This is a genomic window from Nonomuraea sp. KM88 (assembly GCF_052245635.1).
Lineage (GTDB): Bacteria > Actinomycetota > Actinomycetes > Streptosporangiales > Streptosporangiaceae > Nonomuraea.
Map to the genome: position 1 here is coordinate 25472 of NZ_JBQQCC010000007.1, position 15331 is coordinate 40802.

The 15331-nt window shown below is 69.8% G+C and carries 13 protein-coding genes; 11 read left to right on the top strand and 2 right to left on the bottom strand.

Annotation, left to right across the window (positions count from 1 at the left end; translation table 11 throughout):
• Positions 1-117: 117 nt before the first annotated feature.
• Positions 118-2958: an excinuclease ABC subunit UvrA gene (uvrA, locus tag ACTWPV_RS21695; protein WP_443153170.1), complete on the top strand. Its 2841-nt coding sequence runs from the start codon at positions 118-120 to the stop codon at positions 2956-2958.
• Between the two features lie 51 nt (positions 2959-3009).
• Here the strand turns inward: uvrA and ACTWPV_RS21700 are convergent, their stop codons facing one another.
• Positions 3010-3771, bottom strand: coding sequence for a DUF2306 domain-containing protein (locus ACTWPV_RS21700; protein WP_443153171.1), 762 nt, complete (start codon positions 3769-3771; stop codon positions 3010-3012).
• 164 nt (positions 3772-3935) lie between these two features.
• On the opposite strand from ACTWPV_RS21700, the gene ACTWPV_RS21705 reads away from it, so the two are divergent.
• The 7 genes from ACTWPV_RS21705 (at position 3936) to whiA (ending at position 10976) form a co-directional block, all read left to right on the top strand.
• Positions 3936-4409 (top strand): Rieske (2Fe-2S) protein, encoded by a 474-nt coding sequence (locus tag ACTWPV_RS21705; RefSeq protein ID WP_443153172.1) that lies wholly within the window; start codon positions 3936-3938, stop codon positions 4407-4409.
• 127 nt (positions 4410-4536) lie between these two features.
• Positions 4537-5022, top strand: a complete 486-nt coding sequence (locus ACTWPV_RS21710; protein ID WP_443153173.1) for a Rieske (2Fe-2S) protein — start codon at positions 4537-4539, stop codon at positions 5020-5022.
• Between the two features lie 46 nt (positions 5023-5068).
• Positions 5069-5530, top strand: coding sequence for a Rieske (2Fe-2S) protein (locus ACTWPV_RS21715; RefSeq protein WP_347644751.1), 462 nt, complete (start codon positions 5069-5071; stop codon positions 5528-5530).
• A 107-nt stretch (positions 5531-5637) separates the two neighbouring features.
• Positions 5638-7542, top strand: a complete 1905-nt coding sequence (gene uvrC, locus ACTWPV_RS21720) for an excinuclease ABC subunit UvrC (RefSeq protein WP_443153437.1) — start codon at positions 5638-5640, stop codon at positions 7540-7542.
• 127 nt (positions 7543-7669) lie between these two features.
• Entirely contained in the window at positions 7670-8536 is an 867-nt protein-coding gene (gene rapZ, locus ACTWPV_RS21725) for an RNase adapter RapZ (protein WP_347644750.1), read from the top strand.
• Positions 8537-9006: 470 nt separating this feature from the next.
• A complete protein-coding gene (locus ACTWPV_RS21730) occupies positions 9007-9924 on the top strand; it encodes a gluconeogenesis factor YvcK family protein (RefSeq protein WP_347644749.1) in 918 nt (305 codons plus the stop codon).
• Between the two features lie 71 nt (positions 9925-9995).
• Entirely contained in the window at positions 9996-10976 is a 981-nt protein-coding gene (gene whiA / locus ACTWPV_RS21735; protein ID WP_026214667.1) for a DNA-binding protein WhiA, read from the top strand.
• A gap of 414 nt (positions 10977-11390) precedes the next feature.
• Here whiA and ACTWPV_RS21740 read toward each other — a convergent pair whose 3' ends face one another.
• Positions 11391-12035 (bottom strand): hypothetical protein, encoded by a 645-nt coding sequence (locus ACTWPV_RS21740; protein ID WP_443153174.1) that lies wholly within the window; start codon positions 12033-12035, stop codon positions 11391-11393.
• 186 nt (positions 12036-12221) lie between these two features.
• Here ACTWPV_RS21740 and gap point away from each other — a divergent pair, with 186 nt between their 5' ends.
• The 3 genes from gap to tpiA all read left to right on the top strand — a co-directional run bounded on the left by gap (position 12222) and on the right by tpiA (position 15330).
• Positions 12222-13226: a type I glyceraldehyde-3-phosphate dehydrogenase gene (gene gap, locus ACTWPV_RS21745; protein WP_443153175.1), complete on the top strand. Its 1005-nt coding sequence runs from the start codon at positions 12222-12224 to the stop codon at positions 13224-13226.
• A gap of 123 nt (positions 13227-13349) precedes the next feature.
• Positions 13350-14546, top strand: coding sequence for a phosphoglycerate kinase (locus tag ACTWPV_RS21750; RefSeq protein WP_443153438.1), 1197 nt, complete (start codon positions 13350-13352; stop codon positions 14544-14546).
• Position 14547: 1 nt separating this feature from the next.
• Positions 14548-15330, top strand: a complete 783-nt coding sequence (gene tpiA / locus ACTWPV_RS21755; protein ID WP_443153176.1) for a triose-phosphate isomerase — start codon at positions 14548-14550, stop codon at positions 15328-15330.
• Position 15331 lies beyond the last annotated feature (1 nt).

The following is a 15331-nucleotide window of genomic DNA, read 5'->3' on the forward strand; positions in this document are numbered from 1 at the left end:
TGATGGACGCGTTTCGGGGGCCGGTCACTCGCACGTGAGTCCGCGCCGCCGAAATTGTCGGAGCCCCCGTCTACCATCCGCCGTGGACCTATCCGCCTTTCGACCTCCGGGATCGCCGTGGCAGACCGCCTGATCGTGCGTGGTGCACGAGAACACAACCTCAAAGACGTCTCGCTCGACCTGCCGCGAGACTCGCTGATCGTCTTCACCGGCCTGTCCGGCTCCGGGAAGTCGAGCCTGGCCTTCGACACGATCTTCGCTGAAGGCCAGCGGCGCTATGTCGAGTCGTTGTCGGCCTATGCCCGCCAGTTCCTCGGTCAGATGGACAAGCCCGACGTCGACTTCATCGAGGGCCTGTCGCCCGCGGTGTCGATCGACCAGAAGGCGACCAGCAAGAACCCCCGCTCGACGGTCGGCACGATCACCGAGGTCTACGACTACCTCAGGCTGCTGTGGGCGCGCATCGGCAAGCCCCACTGCCCCGTGTGCACCCGCCCGATCGCCAGGCAGACCCCGCAGCAGATCGTCGACCGGGTGATGGACCTCGAGGAGGGCACCCGTTTCCAGGTGCTCGCCCCGGTCATCAGGGGCCGCAAGGGCGAATACGCCGAGTTGTTCCGCGAGTTGCAGACCAAGGGCTTCGCCCGGGCCAGGGTCGACGGCACCGTCGTGCGCCTGGAGGAGCCGCCCACCCTGAAGAAGTACGAGAAGCACGACATCGAGGTCATCGTCGACCGCCTGTCGGTCAAGGAGTCGGCCCGGCGCAGGCTGACCGACTCGGTCGAGACGGCGTTGCAGTTGTCCGGCGGCACCATCACGCTCGAGTTCGTCGATCTTCCCGAAGACGACCCCAACCGCGAGCGCTTCTACTCCGAGCACCTCTACTGCCCCTACGACGACCTGTCGTTCGAGGAGTTGGAGCCGCGCTCGTTCTCGTTCAACTCTCCATTCGGCGCCTGCCCCGAGTGCACGGGCCTGGGCACCAAGATGGAGGTCGACCCCGACCTGGTCGTGCCCGACCCCGAGCGCACACTGCGCGACGGCGCGCTGCACCCGTGGTCAGGCGGCCACACCAGCGAATACTTCAGCAGGCTGGTCGAGGCGCTCGGCCACACGGTCGGATTCACCCTTGACACGTCGTGGGAGAAACTGCCCAAGAAGGCCCAGAAGTCACTGCTGTACGGCCACGACGAGCAGGTGCACGTCCGCTACAGCAACCGCTACGGCAGGCAGCGCTCCTACTACACGACCTACGACGGCGTCATCCCATGGGTGCAGCGCAGGCACGCGGAGGCGGAGAGCGACACGGCCCGCGAGCGGTTCGAGGGCTACATGCGGGAGATCCCGTGCCCCACCTGCAAGGGGGCCAGGCTCAAGCCGGTCACCCTCGCCGTGACGGTGGCAGGGAGGTCGATCGCCGAGGTGGCGGCGATGTCGATCGGCGAGTGCGCGAAGTTCCTGGCCGCGCTCAAGCTGTCCGACCGCGACATGCAGATCGCCGAGCGGGTGGTCAAGGAGATCAACGCCCGCATGGGCTTCCTGCTCGACGTCGGCCTCGACTATCTCACCATGGACCGCGCCGCCGCGACCCTCGCGGGCGGAGAGGCCCAGCGCATCAGGCTGGCCACCCAGATCGGCTCCGGCCTGGTCGGGGTCCTTTACGTGCTCGACGAGCCGTCCATCGGCCTGCACCAGCGTGACAACATGCGCCTGCTCGACACGCTGGTCAGGCTGCGCGACATGGGCAACACGCTGATCGTCGTCGAGCACGACGAGGACACGATCGCGGCGGCCGACTGGGTCGTCGACATCGGGCCGGGCGCCGGCGAGCACGGCGGCCAGGTGGTCGTCTCCGGCACGGTGCAGGACCTGCTCACCAGCGAGGAGTCGCTCACCGGGCAATACTTGTCGGGGCGCAGGAGCATCCCGATTCCCGCCAACCGCCGAAAGCGCGACAAGAAGCGGCAGATCACCGTCAAGGGCGCGCGCGAGCACAACCTCCAGGGCGTCGACATCGAGTTCCCTCTGGGCGTGTTCACGGCGGTGACCGGCGTGTCGGGCTCAGGCAAGTCGACGCTGGTCAACGACATCCTCTACAATGCGCTGGCCAAGGAGCTCAACGGCGCCCGCACGGTGCCGGGGCGGCACTCGCGGATCAACGGCATGGACCAGGTCGACAAGGTCGTTCACGTCGACCAGTCGCCCATCGGGCGCACGCCACGCTCCAACCCGGCCACCTACACCGGCGTGTTCGACCACGTGCGGAAACTGTTCGCGGCCACGTCCGAGGCCAAGGTGCGCGGCTACCAGCCGGGGCGCTTCAGCTTCAACGTCAAGGGCGGCCGCTGCGAGGCGTGCGCGGGCGACGGCACCATCAAGATCGAGATGAACTTCCTGCCCGACGTCTACGTCCCCTGCGAGGTCTGCCACGGCGCCCGCTACAACCGGGAGACGCTGGAGGTCCACTACAAGGGCAAGACGATCGCCGAGGTGCTCGACATGCCGATCGAGGAGGCCCTCGGCTTCTTCGACGCGATCCCCGCGATCAAGCGCCACCTGCAGACGCTCAACGACGTGGGCCTGGGCTACGTGCGTCTCGGACAGCCGGCCACGACCCTGTCCGGCGGCGAGGCGCAGCGTGTCAAGCTCGCCTCCGAGCTGCAGCGACGGCAGACCGGCCGGACGATCTACGTGCTCGACGAGCCCACCACCGGCCTGCACTTCGAGGACATCCGGCGGCTGCTCGGCGTGCTCGGGCGGCTGGTCGACGGCGGCAACACGGTGATCGTCATCGAGCACAACCTCGACGTCATCAAGACCGCCGACTGGATCGTCGACATGGGGCCCGAGGGCGGGTCGCGCGGCGGCACGCTCGTCGCCAGCGGCACACCGGAGCAGGTCGCCCTCGTGGACGAGAGCCACACGGGGCGCTTCCTGCGCAAGATCCTGACGCACTGACCTCCGTACGCGCGGCGCAGCGCCGGGCTCGGGTTCCGGGGCTCGGGCGGATCAGCCCTGCGGCGTGCGAAGGTCCGCGGCCACCGGCGTCGTCGCCGCGTGTCCGCGGGCGAGGCGGCGGCGCTTGGCGGCGTCGCCTCGCTCCAGCCACCACTCAGCCAGCAGGAGCGGCAGCACCCAGCCCAGCCAGGCGGTCATCGCCGCCACCGTGTTCCCCATGACGGCCTCGTCGCCGCCGAACGTCGTTTCGAGCTGCGGTATGAACAGGATGGTCAGCGCCACGCCATAGAGGCGGTTCGTGATGATGGACATGGTCAGGGCGAAACTGCGCACCATCCACCTGCGGTGATCGACGAACCTGCGCTGCCTGGCCATCCGCCATCCGGCGAACGTGCAGCCCAGCCAGAGCAGCGCCAGCAGCACGTTGCTGACCATGGTCACCGGGCCCCACGGGGTGGCCACCCCGACCACCAGGCCCATGGTTGCGCTGGGAAGACAGCCGCCGAAGACGTACACGCGGCCGATCCATCGGTGCGCCCGCGGATGGCGCGCGCGGAACCAGGGCCAGACCTGCAGGCAGCACGTGATCATCGCCACCGAGCCGAACACGACGTGCGCTGAGAGGACCGCGAAGTGCGGCGGGAAGAAGTCCGGTGCGGGAACGCGCGACTGGCTCGGGTCCAGGGACAGGTACGGCGGGAGCGAGAACGCCAGGAACGCCGCCGCCACCACCATCAGCGGCGCCACCCAGGGACGCCGCCACCATCGGGGCCTGGCGGGCGCGGCGGGCGGCTGTGTCGAGGAAAGGGTCATGACCGCAGGTTCGGCGCCGCCGCTGACCGGACGCCTACCACCCGCTGACCGGACCGAGGGGGCAGGCCCATAAAGTTGACATTGACAGCGGCCTGACCTGCAGGGGGTCAGTGGCGACGCGAAGGGTCGGCAGAACAATGACAGTTACGGAGACGGGCGGAGCCATGCCCGGAAACGGGCACGAGCCGGCGGCCGGGCAGGGGTACGCTCCGCCGGCGGGGCGCGGGTGCGCGCCGGGGACCAGCGGGCCCGGGCGGCGTGCGGTGCTGGGAGCGGCAGGGGTGGCGGCGTGCGGGGCGGCGCTCGCCGGATGCGGGGCGGGCGGCGCCGAGGCCAAGCCGAGCCTCAAGGGCAGGGTTCTCGCCAAGACGGCCGACGTGCCCGTGGGCGGGGGCACGCTGGTCGAAGATCTGAAGATCGTGGTCACGCAGCCGACGCAGGGCGTCTACAAGGCGTTCAGCGCGCTGTGCCCCCACAAGGGCTGCGTCGTCAGCACGCCTGAGGACAACGTCATCGCGTGCGCCTGCCACGGCAGCGAGTTCGCCGCCGACAGCGGGAAAGCCACCAAGGGCCCCGCCACCGGCGCGCTGGCCTCGTACCAGGTCAAAGTTGAGGGCGACGGCATCGTGGTCGCCTGACCTGGCGCGCGAAGCGGTGGGCCGAACAGGTAAATGTGCGTGGTTACCAGGGATTGGGCTCAGGCACGCTGAACCGGCGCGGGAGCGCTGCCGTACCTGAAGTGGAACCGATCTGGGAGGACGCACCATGACGGAAACGACACGCCGGAATGTGGTGCTCGGCGCCGGAGGCGCCGGGCTCGCGGCGATTCTGACGGCCTGCGCGAGCTACGGTTCGCCGACGACGGAAGCGGTCGCGGAGCCACCGGCGGAGGAGCCGTCGTCTGACGCGCCGGAGAAGAAGCCGGAGAAGAAGCCGGAGAAGAACAAGGCGGCGGCCGGCGGAGGAAAGGCCCTGGCCGACACCAGCGACATCCCCGAGGGTGGCGGGAAGGTCTTCGAGAGCGAGAAGGTCGTCGTCACGCAGCCGACCGCGGGCGATTTCAAGGCGTTCAGCGCGGTGTGCACCCACGCGGGGTGCACCGTCGCCACGGTCTCGAACAACACGATCAACTGCCCCTGCCACGGCAGCAAGTTCAGCATCGAGGACGGCTCGGTGGCGGACGGCCCGGCCGGCGGGCCGCTCGAGGAGAAGAAGATCAGCGTGGACGGCGATAAGATCAGACTCGCCTAAACCTCGTCTCATGATTTTCTCACCTGGGTGCGTTTGGGTGAGGCGCATGGGAAACGACCTTCAGAGCCGCCGGGCGATGATCGCGGGTGTCGGGGCCAGTGGCCTCGCGCTGGCGGTCACCGCGTGTGGCGGCGGCACGGACACCGCACAGGACGCCGGCACTGCCGCGGAGTCGAGCGCACCTCAGTCGAGCGCACCCGAGTCCGGCGCGCCGCAGGCCGGCGGGGCCCTGGCCAAGACCGCTGACATCCCCGTCGGCGGCGGCACGATCTTCAAAGACCAGAAGATCGTGGTCACCCAGCCCACCGAGGGCGACTTCAAGGCGTTCAGCGCGCTGTGCACGCACAAGGGTTGCCCGGTCGCCAGCGTCGAGGGCGGTTCGATCGTCTGCCCCTGCCACGGCAGCAAGTTCGCGATCGCCGACGGCGCGGTGACCGACGGCCCTGCCGAGAAGCCGCTGGCGGCGCAGGAGATCAAGGTCGACGGCGACCAGATCACCCTGGCGTAGCGGGCGCGGCCGGCCGGTCCCGCCGTGGCGCGGGCGCGGCGGGCCGGGCAACCTTGTCGGTCGGGGCTACTAGTCTTTGAAACGTGGCGAGATCAGCGGGCAGCCCTTTGAGTTTCCGGCCCAAACCAGGTGCGATCCCCGATTCCCCGGGGGTCTACCGGTTCAGGGACGCGCACGGCCGGGTGATCTACGTCGGCAAGGCCAAGAGCCTGCGCCAGCGGCTCAACTCCTACTTCGCCGACTTCTCCGCGCTCCACCCGCGCACCCAGTCGATGCTGACCACGGCGGCCGACGTCGACTGGACGGTGGTGGGCACCGAGGTCGAGGCGCTGCAGCTCGAATACTCCTGGATCAAGGAGTTCGACCCGCGCTTCAACGTGAAATACCGCGACGACAAGTCCTACCCCTACCTCGCGGTCACCATGGCCGACGACTTTCCGCGCGTGCAGGTCATGCGCGGGGCCAAGCGCAAGGGCACACGTTACTTCGGCCCCTACTCCCACGCGTGGGCCATTCGCGAGACGGTCGACCTGCTGCTGCGGGTCTTCCCTGTGCGCACGTGCAGCGCCGGCGTGTTCAAGCGGGCCGGGCAGATCGGCCGGCCGTGTCTGCTCGGCTACATCGACAAGTGCTCGGCGCCGTGCGTCGGCCGGGTCACCCCGGAGGAGCACCGCGAGCTCGCCGAAGACTTCTGCGACTTCATGGCGGGCAACACCAGCCGCTTCATCAAGCGGCTGGAGAAGGAGATGCGCGAGGCGGCCGCCGAGCAGGAGTACGAACGTGCCGCGCGGCTGCGCGACGACGTCCAGGCGCTCCAGCGCGCCCTCGAGAAGCAGGCGGTCGTGCTCGGCGAGGGCACCGACGCCGACGTGATCGCGCTTGCCGAGGACCCGCTCGAGGCCGCCGTGCAGGTCTTCTACGTGCGCGGCGGCCGCATCCGCGGCCAGCGCGGCTGGGTGATCGACAAGGTTGAGGAGATCACGCCGGGCGAGCTGGTCGAGCAGTTCCTGCTGCAGATGTACGCCGAGGCGAGCCCCGACGCGATGCCCCGCGAAGTGCTCGTGCCCGCGCTGCCGCCCGACCACGAGGCGGTCGCCGAGCTGCTGACCGAGCAGCGGCGCGCCCGCGTCGAGGTGCGCGTGCCGCAGCGCGGCGACAAGAGGTCGCTGATGGAGACGGTCGAGCGCAACGCCAAGGAGTCGCTCGCCCAGCACAAGGTCCGCCGGGCCGGCGATCTGACCACGCGCAGCAAGGCCCTGCAGGAGATCGCCGACGCGCTCGACCTTGACCAGGCGCCGCTGCGGATCGAGTGCTACGACGTCTCCCACCTTCAGGGGGAGAACGTCGTGGCGTCGATGGTGGTGTTCGAGGACGGCCTGGCGCGCAAGAGCGAATATCGCCGCTTCGCCGTCAAGACCAAGGAGGGCGACGTCGCCTCGATCCACGAGGTGATCATGAGACGCTTCCGCCGCTACCTCGAAGAACGCTCCGCCACCGGTGAGCTGGCCCCCGACACCGAGGACGGCCACGGCCCGATCGATCCCGAGACGGGCAAGCCCCGCAAGTTCGCCTATCCACCCAACCTGGTGGTGGTCGACGGCGCGGGGCCCCAGGCGGCCGCCGCGCAGCGGGCGCTCGACGAGCTCGGCATCGACGACGTGGCCGTGTGCGGCCTGGCCAAGCGGCTGGAGGAGGTCTGGTTGCCCGGCGACGACCAGCCTGTGATCATGCCTCGTTCAAGCGAGGGCCTTTATCTGTTGCAGCGTGTGCGTGACGAGGCGCATCGGTTCGCCATCACTTACCATCGTTCCAAGAGGTCCAAGACGGTGAAGGAGAGCGCGCTCGACGGCGTTCCAGGTCTCGGGCCGGCGCGCAGGCAAGCGCTTCTCAAGCACTTCGGCTCCGTGAAGAAGCTCCGCGCGGCCACGGCCGCCGAGATCTGCGAGGTTCCCGGCATCGGCCCGTCCATCGCCGAGGTGATCGTGTCGACGCTGAAGGGAGATTCGCCTTGATCTCGCGAGGATGTCAGGACGTTCACGCCGCCGGCCGCCCGCTTGCCCGCCTCCGCTATGGTGATGGGGCCGGGAGGGCCGCTGACATGGACATTCGTGAGGCCGAGCCGGCGGACGGAGTGAGACAATGAGCACCGAGCCGGCGTTCGTCATCGTCACCGGCATGTCGGGCGCGGGGCGCAGCACGGCGGCCAAAGCGCTTGAAGACCTGGGTTGGTTCGTCATCGACAACCTGCCGCCCGGGTTGCTGTTCGCGATGGCCGAGGAGGCGGGCAAGGTCAAGCTGGCCGCCGACAAGGTGGCGGCCGTCGTCGACGTGCGCAGCCTGGCCTTCACCACTGACCTCAACGCCGCCATCGAGGAGCTCGAAGGGCGCGGCGTACGCGTGCGGGTGGTGTTCCTGGAAGCCAGCGACGAAGAGCTGGTGCGCCGGTTCGAAAACGTCCGCAGGCCGCATCCGCTGCAGGGCGAGGGGCGCCTGGTCGACGGCATCGCCAGGGAGCGGGGCATCCTGCGTGAGGTCAGGGCCAACGCCGACCTCGTGATCGACACGTCGTCGCACAACGTGCACGAGCTGCGTCACAAGATCGTCTCCTTCTTCGGCGGGGAGGACCGTCCGGGACTGCGGGTCAACGTCGTGTCGTTCGGGTTCAAGTACGGGCTCCCGGTCGACGCCGACCTCGTGGTCGACTGCCGTTTCCTGCCCAACCCGCACTGGGTGCCCGACCTGCGGCCGTTGAACGGGCTCGACGCCCCGGTCCGCGACTACGTGCTCGGGCAGCCAGGGGCCAAGGAGTTCCTCGACGCCTACGAGGAGGTCCTGCAGGTGGTCGCTGCCGGCTACGCGCGCGAGGGCAAGAGCTACGCCACGCTCGCGGTCGGCTGCACGGGCGGCAAGCACCGCAGCGTCGCCATGACCGAGCAGGTCGCCGCCCGCCTGCGCGACCGCGGGATGGAGGTCCAGGTGAGCCATCGGGATGTGGGTCGGGAGTGACCGACGAGGGCGTCCAAGCCGCCTCGCCGCATCCGGTAGCCGGCGGGGCGCGAGCTCCCCGCAGTGGTGCGGGGGAGGCCACCGAGGGCCCGGCGGAGAGCGGCCCGGGTGAAGGTGTCGGGGGTTCCTCGGGGAGTGGCCCGGGTGAAGGTGTGGGGGGTTTCCCGGGGAGTGGTGCCGGCGGGCTGGCCGTGCGTCCGTCGGAAAGTGGCTCGGATGCCGTCGTTGCGGGCTCGCCGGCCAGCGGCGCGGGTGTTGGCGTAAGGGCGCCGAGCGGGGGTGCGGGCCTCCCGGGCGGTGGCGTGGCGCCCCTCGGTGATGGCGCGCGAGCGATGGGCGACGTCGCGGATGAGGGTGTGCGGTCCCTGAATGCGGACGCTGCCGACGGTGCGGACCCCTCGTGCCGTACCGCCGGGTCGCTGACTGCCGGCCCGGATGGGCGCGGGGCCCGGGGCGGGATCGCACCGAACGTGGTGGCGCTCGGAGGCGGGCACGGGCTCTACGCCTCCCTGTCAGCCTTACGGATGGTCACCGACCAGCTGACCGCCGTGGTGACCGTCGCCGACGACGGCGGATCGAGCGGCCGGTTGCGCCGCGAGCTCGGCGTGCTGCCGCCCGGCGACCTGCGGATGGCGCTGGCCGCTCTGTGCGGCGACGACGAGTGGGGCAGCACGTGGAGCGAGGTCGTGCAGCACCGCTTCCGCAGCGAGGGCGAGCTGCACGGGCACGCCGTGGGCAACCTGCTGATCGTCGCGCTGTGGGAACTGCTCGGCGACTCCGTGGCCGGGCTCGACTGGGTCGGCCGGCTGCTCGGCGCGCACGGCCGGGTGTTGCCGATGGCGTCGGTGCCACTCGACATCGTGGCCGAGGTGGAGCTGGACGGCGTCATCTCGACCGTACGCGGGCAGGTGGCGTGTGCGCTGACGCCCGGCAGGGTGCAGGCGATCTCGCTCGTGCCCGAAGACCCGCCGGCGCGGCCCGAGGCCGTCGCGGCCGTGCTCGACGCCGACTGGGTGGTGTTCGGGCCGGGGTCGTGGTTCACCAGCGTGTTGCCGCACCTCAAGGTGCCCGAGCTGGCCAGGGCCCTGCACGCGACCAAAGCCAGGCGGCTCGTCACGCTCAACCTGGCGCCCCAGCCGGGCGAGACCGACGACTTCTCCCCCCAGCAACATCTGGAGGTGCTCCGACAGCACGCTCCCGACCTGTCGATCGACGTCGTGCTCGCCGACACCGGGATCGTCGACGATCCCGGCGCGCTGGAGAAATCCGCCGCCGCCCTCGACGCCCGGCTGGTGATGGCCGACGTGGCGGCCGCCGACGGCTCTCCCCGGCATGACCCACGACGTCTTGCCTTCGTCCTGGACGAGATTTTCCTCCAGAAGCGTTGATCCTGGTCGGCGTGGCGCCAAGGTGCGAGAGACTGACGGGAGCCGGTCTGAATGGGGGAGGACTAACGCTTATGGCGATGACAGGTGTGGTGAAAGACGAGCTGAGCCGCCTGCCGGTGCTGAAGCCGTGCTGCCGCAAGGCGGAGGTTTCGACGCTGCTGCGGTTCGCCAGCGGCCTGCACCTGGTGGGCGGGCGGATCGTGATCGAGGCCGAGCTCGACACCAACGCCACGGCGCGGCGGCTGATCAAGGACATCGGCGAGGTGTTCGGGCACAAGGCGGAGGTCCTCGTGCTCGCGCCCGCCGGGCTGCGCAAGGGCTCGCGCTACGTGGTCCGCGTCTACCGCGACGGCGAGGCGCTCGCCCGCCAGACGGGCCTCATCGACAACCACGGCCGGCCGGTTCGCGGCCTGCCCCGCCAGGTGGTGGCGGGAGCGGCCTGCGACGCCGAGGCCGCCTGGCGCGGGGCCTTCCTCGCCCACGGCTCGCTGACCGAGCCGGGCCGCTCGATGTCGCTCGAGGTCACCTGCCCCGGCCCGGAGGCCGCCCTCGCGCTGGTGGGCTCGGCACGGCGGCTGAAGATCCACGCCAAGGCGCGCGAGGTGCGCGGCGTCGACCGCGTCGTGGTGCGCGACGGCGACGCGATCAGCGCCCTGCTCACCCGGCTCGGGGCGCACGACAGCGTGCTCGCCTGGGAGGAGCGGCGCATGCGCCGCGAGGTTCGGGCCACCGCCAACCGGCTGGCCAACTTCGACGACGCCAACCTGCGGCGCTCGGCACGGGCCGCGGTTGCGGCCGGAGCGCGGGTGCAGCGGGCGCTCGAGATCCTCGGCGACGAGGCGCCCGAACACCTGGTCGTGGCCGGACGGCTGCGGGTCGAGCACAAGCAGGCGTCCCTGGAGGAGCTGGGGCAGATCGCCGACCCGCCGCTGACGAAGGACGCGATCGCCGGCCGCATCCGGCGACTGCTCGCCATGGCCGACAAGCGCGCCTCCGACCTGGGCATCCCCAACACCGAGGCCAATCTCACCGTCGACATGCTCGCCCCCTGACCGTCGTTGCGGTGCTTCCCCCCGCACCGACCTCTCTGCCATCTCTTACGGCACAGCACAGTGCACCGCACGCGCCGACGTGCGTTGCCGTCCGTCCTGGCCGGTCGTGAAGGCTCACGGGGTGCTCGCCGTGACGAGCGCGCTGCCGGCCGGGTTCCGTGGTTCGGAGGGTGGCCGGGTGCGCCCGGCAGATGTGCCTGACGGGATCGGCGCGTTCGGTGCGGGCACTGGCTCGGTGGGGCTTCATGGGCTCTGCGCTGGGCGGTCACAGGTCGGCCCGTGCAACAGCGCGGGTTCGGTCTGCCCGCCTGGTCATGGGTGGAGTTGTGCTGAGTGGTCAAGGGGCCGCCTGGTCACGGGTTGAGCTGTGCTGGGCTTCCTGGCCGCGGCCGCACCGTGGTGGGGCGGTGGCGGTCAGTCGCGGGCCGGTTTGCGGGGGGTGAACAGGTCCGTGGTGGGCTTCGGCGCCGGGGCCTGGGCGGGCTCGAACGGCGCCCGGTACTCCGGCTCGCGAGGCTCCTCGATCTCCTCCGCCTGGGCTTCCTGGGCCCGCTGCGAGCGGCGTACGCGGGTGACCCGGAGGGTGACCAGGACGAGGGCGGCCAGAGCGGCGACGGCGATGTAGAGCCAGGCGGGCCAGGTCTCCGCCAGCGGGTCACGGTAGAGGGCCAGCGCCTCGGGCAGGCCTTCGGCGAAGGAGGGCAGGGTGATGTCGGACAGACCGGTGGGGGTCTGCCTGCCGGGTGCGCGCTGGGCGGAGCCGATCATGATGGCCAGCCCCGCGATCTGTCCCGTGGCCACGGCGCCGCCCGCGTACAGCGTGGCGATGGGCACCAGGACGAAGGTGCGCGGGCGCACCGAGCCCATGGCGAAGGAGACCACCAGAGCGATGACGAGAGACAGGGCCAAGGGGAGAGGAAGCCCGTTGCCGAACGTCGTGATGTCGCCGGGCAGGCTCTCCTGCAAGAGCACGGCCGCCCCCAGCCCTGCCGCGCAGAACAGCCCCGCCAGCAGGCCGACGATCAGTCCGGACAGCAGGCCGGACCGCTTGTGTGACATCTCAGCCCCCCGAGAATCACGAATTTACTCCGACGAGTCGGGCACTTTACTCGAACCTCGCAAAACGCGCCCACAGAACGACGATTCACAGCGGGGCACCTGAAGTGGTCTAAACCAATTTGAGTCCGATAAGGTTCGTGGTTGAGGTACCAGCCCGCCATCATTTGTTCGAGGAGATCGGTTCCCGTGAGCATCCGAGTAGGCGTCAACGGCTTCGGCCGCATCGGTCGCAACTTCTGGCGCGCTGTCGCCGCCAGCGGCAAGGACATCGAGATCGTCGCGGTCAATGACCTGACCGACAACGCGACGCTCGCTCACCTGCTGAAGTACGACAGCATCCTCGGCCGGCTGCCCTACGAGGTGAAGGCCACCAGCGACGAGATCACCGTCGACGGCAAGGCGATCAAGGTCTTCGAGGAGCGTGACCCGGCCAAGCTGCCCTGGGGTGACCTCGGCGTCGACGTCGTGCTCGAGTCCACGGGCCTGTTCACCGACGCCACCAAGGCCAAGGTGCACGCCGACAACGGCGCGAAGAAGGTCATCATCTCCGCGCCCGCGAAGAACGAGGACGTCACGATCGTCCTGGGCGTCAACGACGGCGCCTACGACCCGGCCAAGCACACCATCGTCTCCAACGCCTCCTGCACCACCAACTGCCTGGCGCCGATGGCCAAGGTCCTGCACGACACCTTCACCATCGAGAAGGGTCTGATGACCACCATCCACGCCTACACGCAGGACCAGAACCTGCAGGACGGCCCGCACAAGGACCTGCGCCGCGCCCGCGCCGCCGCGCTCAACGTGGTGCCGACCTCGACCGGCGCCGCCAAGGCCATCGGCCTGGTCCTGCCCGAGCTCAAGGGCAAGCTCGACGGTTTCGCCATGCGCGTGCCGATCCCCACCGGCTCGGCCACCGACCTCACCGTCGACGTCAGCCGCGAGGTCAGCGTCGACGAGGTCAACGCCGCCGTCAAGGCCGCCGCCGAGGGCCCGCTCAAGGGCATCATCAGCTACACCGAGGACGCGATCGTCTCCTCCGACATCGTCACCGACCCGGCCTCCTGCATCTTCGACGCCGGCCTCACCAAGGTCATCGGCAACCAGGTCAAGGTCGTCGGCTGGTACGACAACGAGTGGGGCTACTCCAACCGCCTCGCCGACCTGATCGAGCTGGTCGGCCGCGGCCTGTGATCCTGCGAGGGAGTGCCGTCGCCTGGAGGAGCGGCGGGAGTGAAGCGACCAGAGTGGGGGCCAGATTGGGGAAGGCGGCGGCATATGGCGACCGGGCCCGCCTCACGGAGTGAGGCCATGAGCATGCGCACGCTCGACGATCTCGACGTGAAGGGCCGGCGCGTGCTCGTGCGCGCCGACCTCAACGTCCCCCTCGACGGGGAGAAGATCACCGACGACGGCCGCATCCGGGCGTCCGTGCCGACGATCAGCGCGCTGGCCGGCGCGGGCGCCAAGGTCGTGGTCTGCGCCCACCTGGGCCGGCCCAAGGGCCAGGTCACGCCGAAATACTCGCTGCGGCCGGTGGCCGGGCGGCTCGGCGAGCTGCTCGGCCAGGACGTGGCCTTCGCCTCCGACGTGGTCGGCGACAGCGCCCGCGGTTGTGTCGAGTCGCTCCAGGACGGTCAGGTCGTCCTGCTGGAGAACCTGCGCTTCGAGCCCGGCGAGGAGTCGAAGGACGACGCCACACGGCGCGCCTTCGCTGAGCGGCTGGCCGGGCTGGCCGAGCTCTACGTCGGGGACGGCTTCGGCGCGGTGCACCGCAGGCACGCCAGCGTCTACGACGTCCCCCAGCTGCTGCCGCACGCGGCGGGCGGGCTGGTCGTGGCCGAGGTCGAGGTGCTCAAGAAGCTGACGCAGGAGCCCGAGCGGCCCTACGCGGTCGTGCTGGGCGGCGCCAAGGTCTCCGACAAGCTGGATGTCATCGCCAACCTGCTGACCAAAGTCGACCGGCTGCTCGTCGGCGGCGGCATGGCCTACACCTTCCTCAAGGCGCAGGGCCACGAGGTGGGCAGGTCGCTGCTCCAGGAAGACCAGCTCGACCAGGTCCGCGGCTTCCTCGACGAGGCCGCCGAGCGGGGCGTCGAGCTCGTCCTGCCGGTCGACGTCCTGGCCGCCGTCACCTTCGCCGCCGACGCAGAGCACGAAGTGGTCGACGCCACAGCGATTCCGGCCGATCGGGAGGGTCTCGACATCGGGCCCAGAACGCGCGAACTGTTCGCGAGCAAGCTGGCCGACGCCAAGACCGTGTTCTGGAACGGCCCGATGGGTGTGTTCGAGTTCGACGCGTTCGCGGGTGGCACGAGGGCCGTGGCCGAGGCCCTGATCGCCAGGACCGGCGAGGGCGCCTTCACCGTGGTGGGCGGCGGTGACTCGGCGGCGGCCGTGCGCAGGCTGGGGCTGCCGGAGGACGGGTTCTCGCACATCTCCACAGGTGGCGGTGCCAGTCTCGAATATCTTGAGGGCAAGACCCTTCCCGGACTCGCGGCTCTGGAGGCGTGACGTGACCACTCGCAAGCCGCTCATCGCCGGCAACTGGAAGATGAACCTCAACCACCTCGAGGCCATCGCGCTGGTCCAGAAGCTGGCCTTCGGGCTCAGCGACAAGGACTTCGACAAGGTCGAGGTCGCCGTCCTGCCGCCGTTCACCGACCTGCGCAGCGTCCAGACCCTGGTCGACGGCGACAAACTGCGCATCGTCTACGGCGCCCAAGATCTCTCCGAGCATGACGGCGGTGCCTACACCGGCGAGGTGTCGGGCGCCATGCTGGCCAAGCTGGGCTGCACGTACGTCACGATCGGACACTCCGAGCGGCGGCAGTACCACGACGAGGACGACGACCTCGTCAACGCCAAGGTGCAGGCCGCCTACCGGCACTCGCTCACGCCCATCCTGTGCGTGGGCGAAGGGCTGGAGGTGCGTCAAGAGGGCGGCCACATCGCGCACAGTCTTGGCCAACTCGACGGTGCGCTGCGCAAAATCACGGCCGAGCAGGCAAAATCGATAGTGGTGGCCTACGAACCGGTGTGGGCGATCGGCACCGGCGAGGTGGCCACCCCGGAGGACGCTCAGGAGGTCTGCGGAGCTTTGCGAGTGAGACTCGCTGAGCTCTACGACTCCGAAGTGGCCTCCGCGGTCCGTATCCTTTACGGTGGCTCGGTCAAGTCAGGCAATATCGCAGGGATCATGGCTCAGCCCGATGTCGATGGCGCGCTCGTTGGTGGCGCGAGCATCGACGCCGGGGAGTACACGAAGCTCTGCCGTTTCTCCGATATGCCCGGCTAAC

Bases quoted from the DNA above. Each gene is read 5' to 3' on its own strand.
- ACTWPV_RS21700 (WP_443153171.1), bottom strand. From the start codon at position 3,771: ATGACCCTTTCCTCGACACAGCCGCCCGCCGCGCCCGCCAGGCCCCGA.
- ACTWPV_RS21705 (WP_443153172.1), top strand. From the start codon at position 3,936: ATGCCCGGAAACGGGCACGAGCCGGCGGCCGGGCAGGGGTACGCTCCG.
- ACTWPV_RS21710 (WP_443153173.1), top strand. From the start codon at position 4,537: ATGACGGAAACGACACGCCGGAATGTGGTGCTCGGCGCCGGAGGCGCC.
- ACTWPV_RS21715 (WP_347644751.1), top strand. From the start codon at position 5,069: ATGGGAAACGACCTTCAGAGCCGCCGGGCGATGATCGCGGGTGTCGGG.
- rapZ (WP_347644750.1), top strand. From the start codon at position 7,670: ATGAGCACCGAGCCGGCGTTCGTCATCGTCACCGGCATGTCGGGCGCG.
- whiA (WP_026214667.1), top strand. From the start codon at position 9,996: ATGGCGATGACAGGTGTGGTGAAAGACGAGCTGAGCCGCCTGCCGGTG.
- ACTWPV_RS21740 (WP_443153174.1), bottom strand. From the start codon at position 12,035: ATGTCACACAAGCGGTCCGGCCTGCTGTCCGGACTGATCGTCGGCCTG.
- ACTWPV_RS21750 (WP_443153438.1), top strand. From the start codon at position 13,350: ATGCGCACGCTCGACGATCTCGACGTGAAGGGCCGGCGCGTGCTCGTG.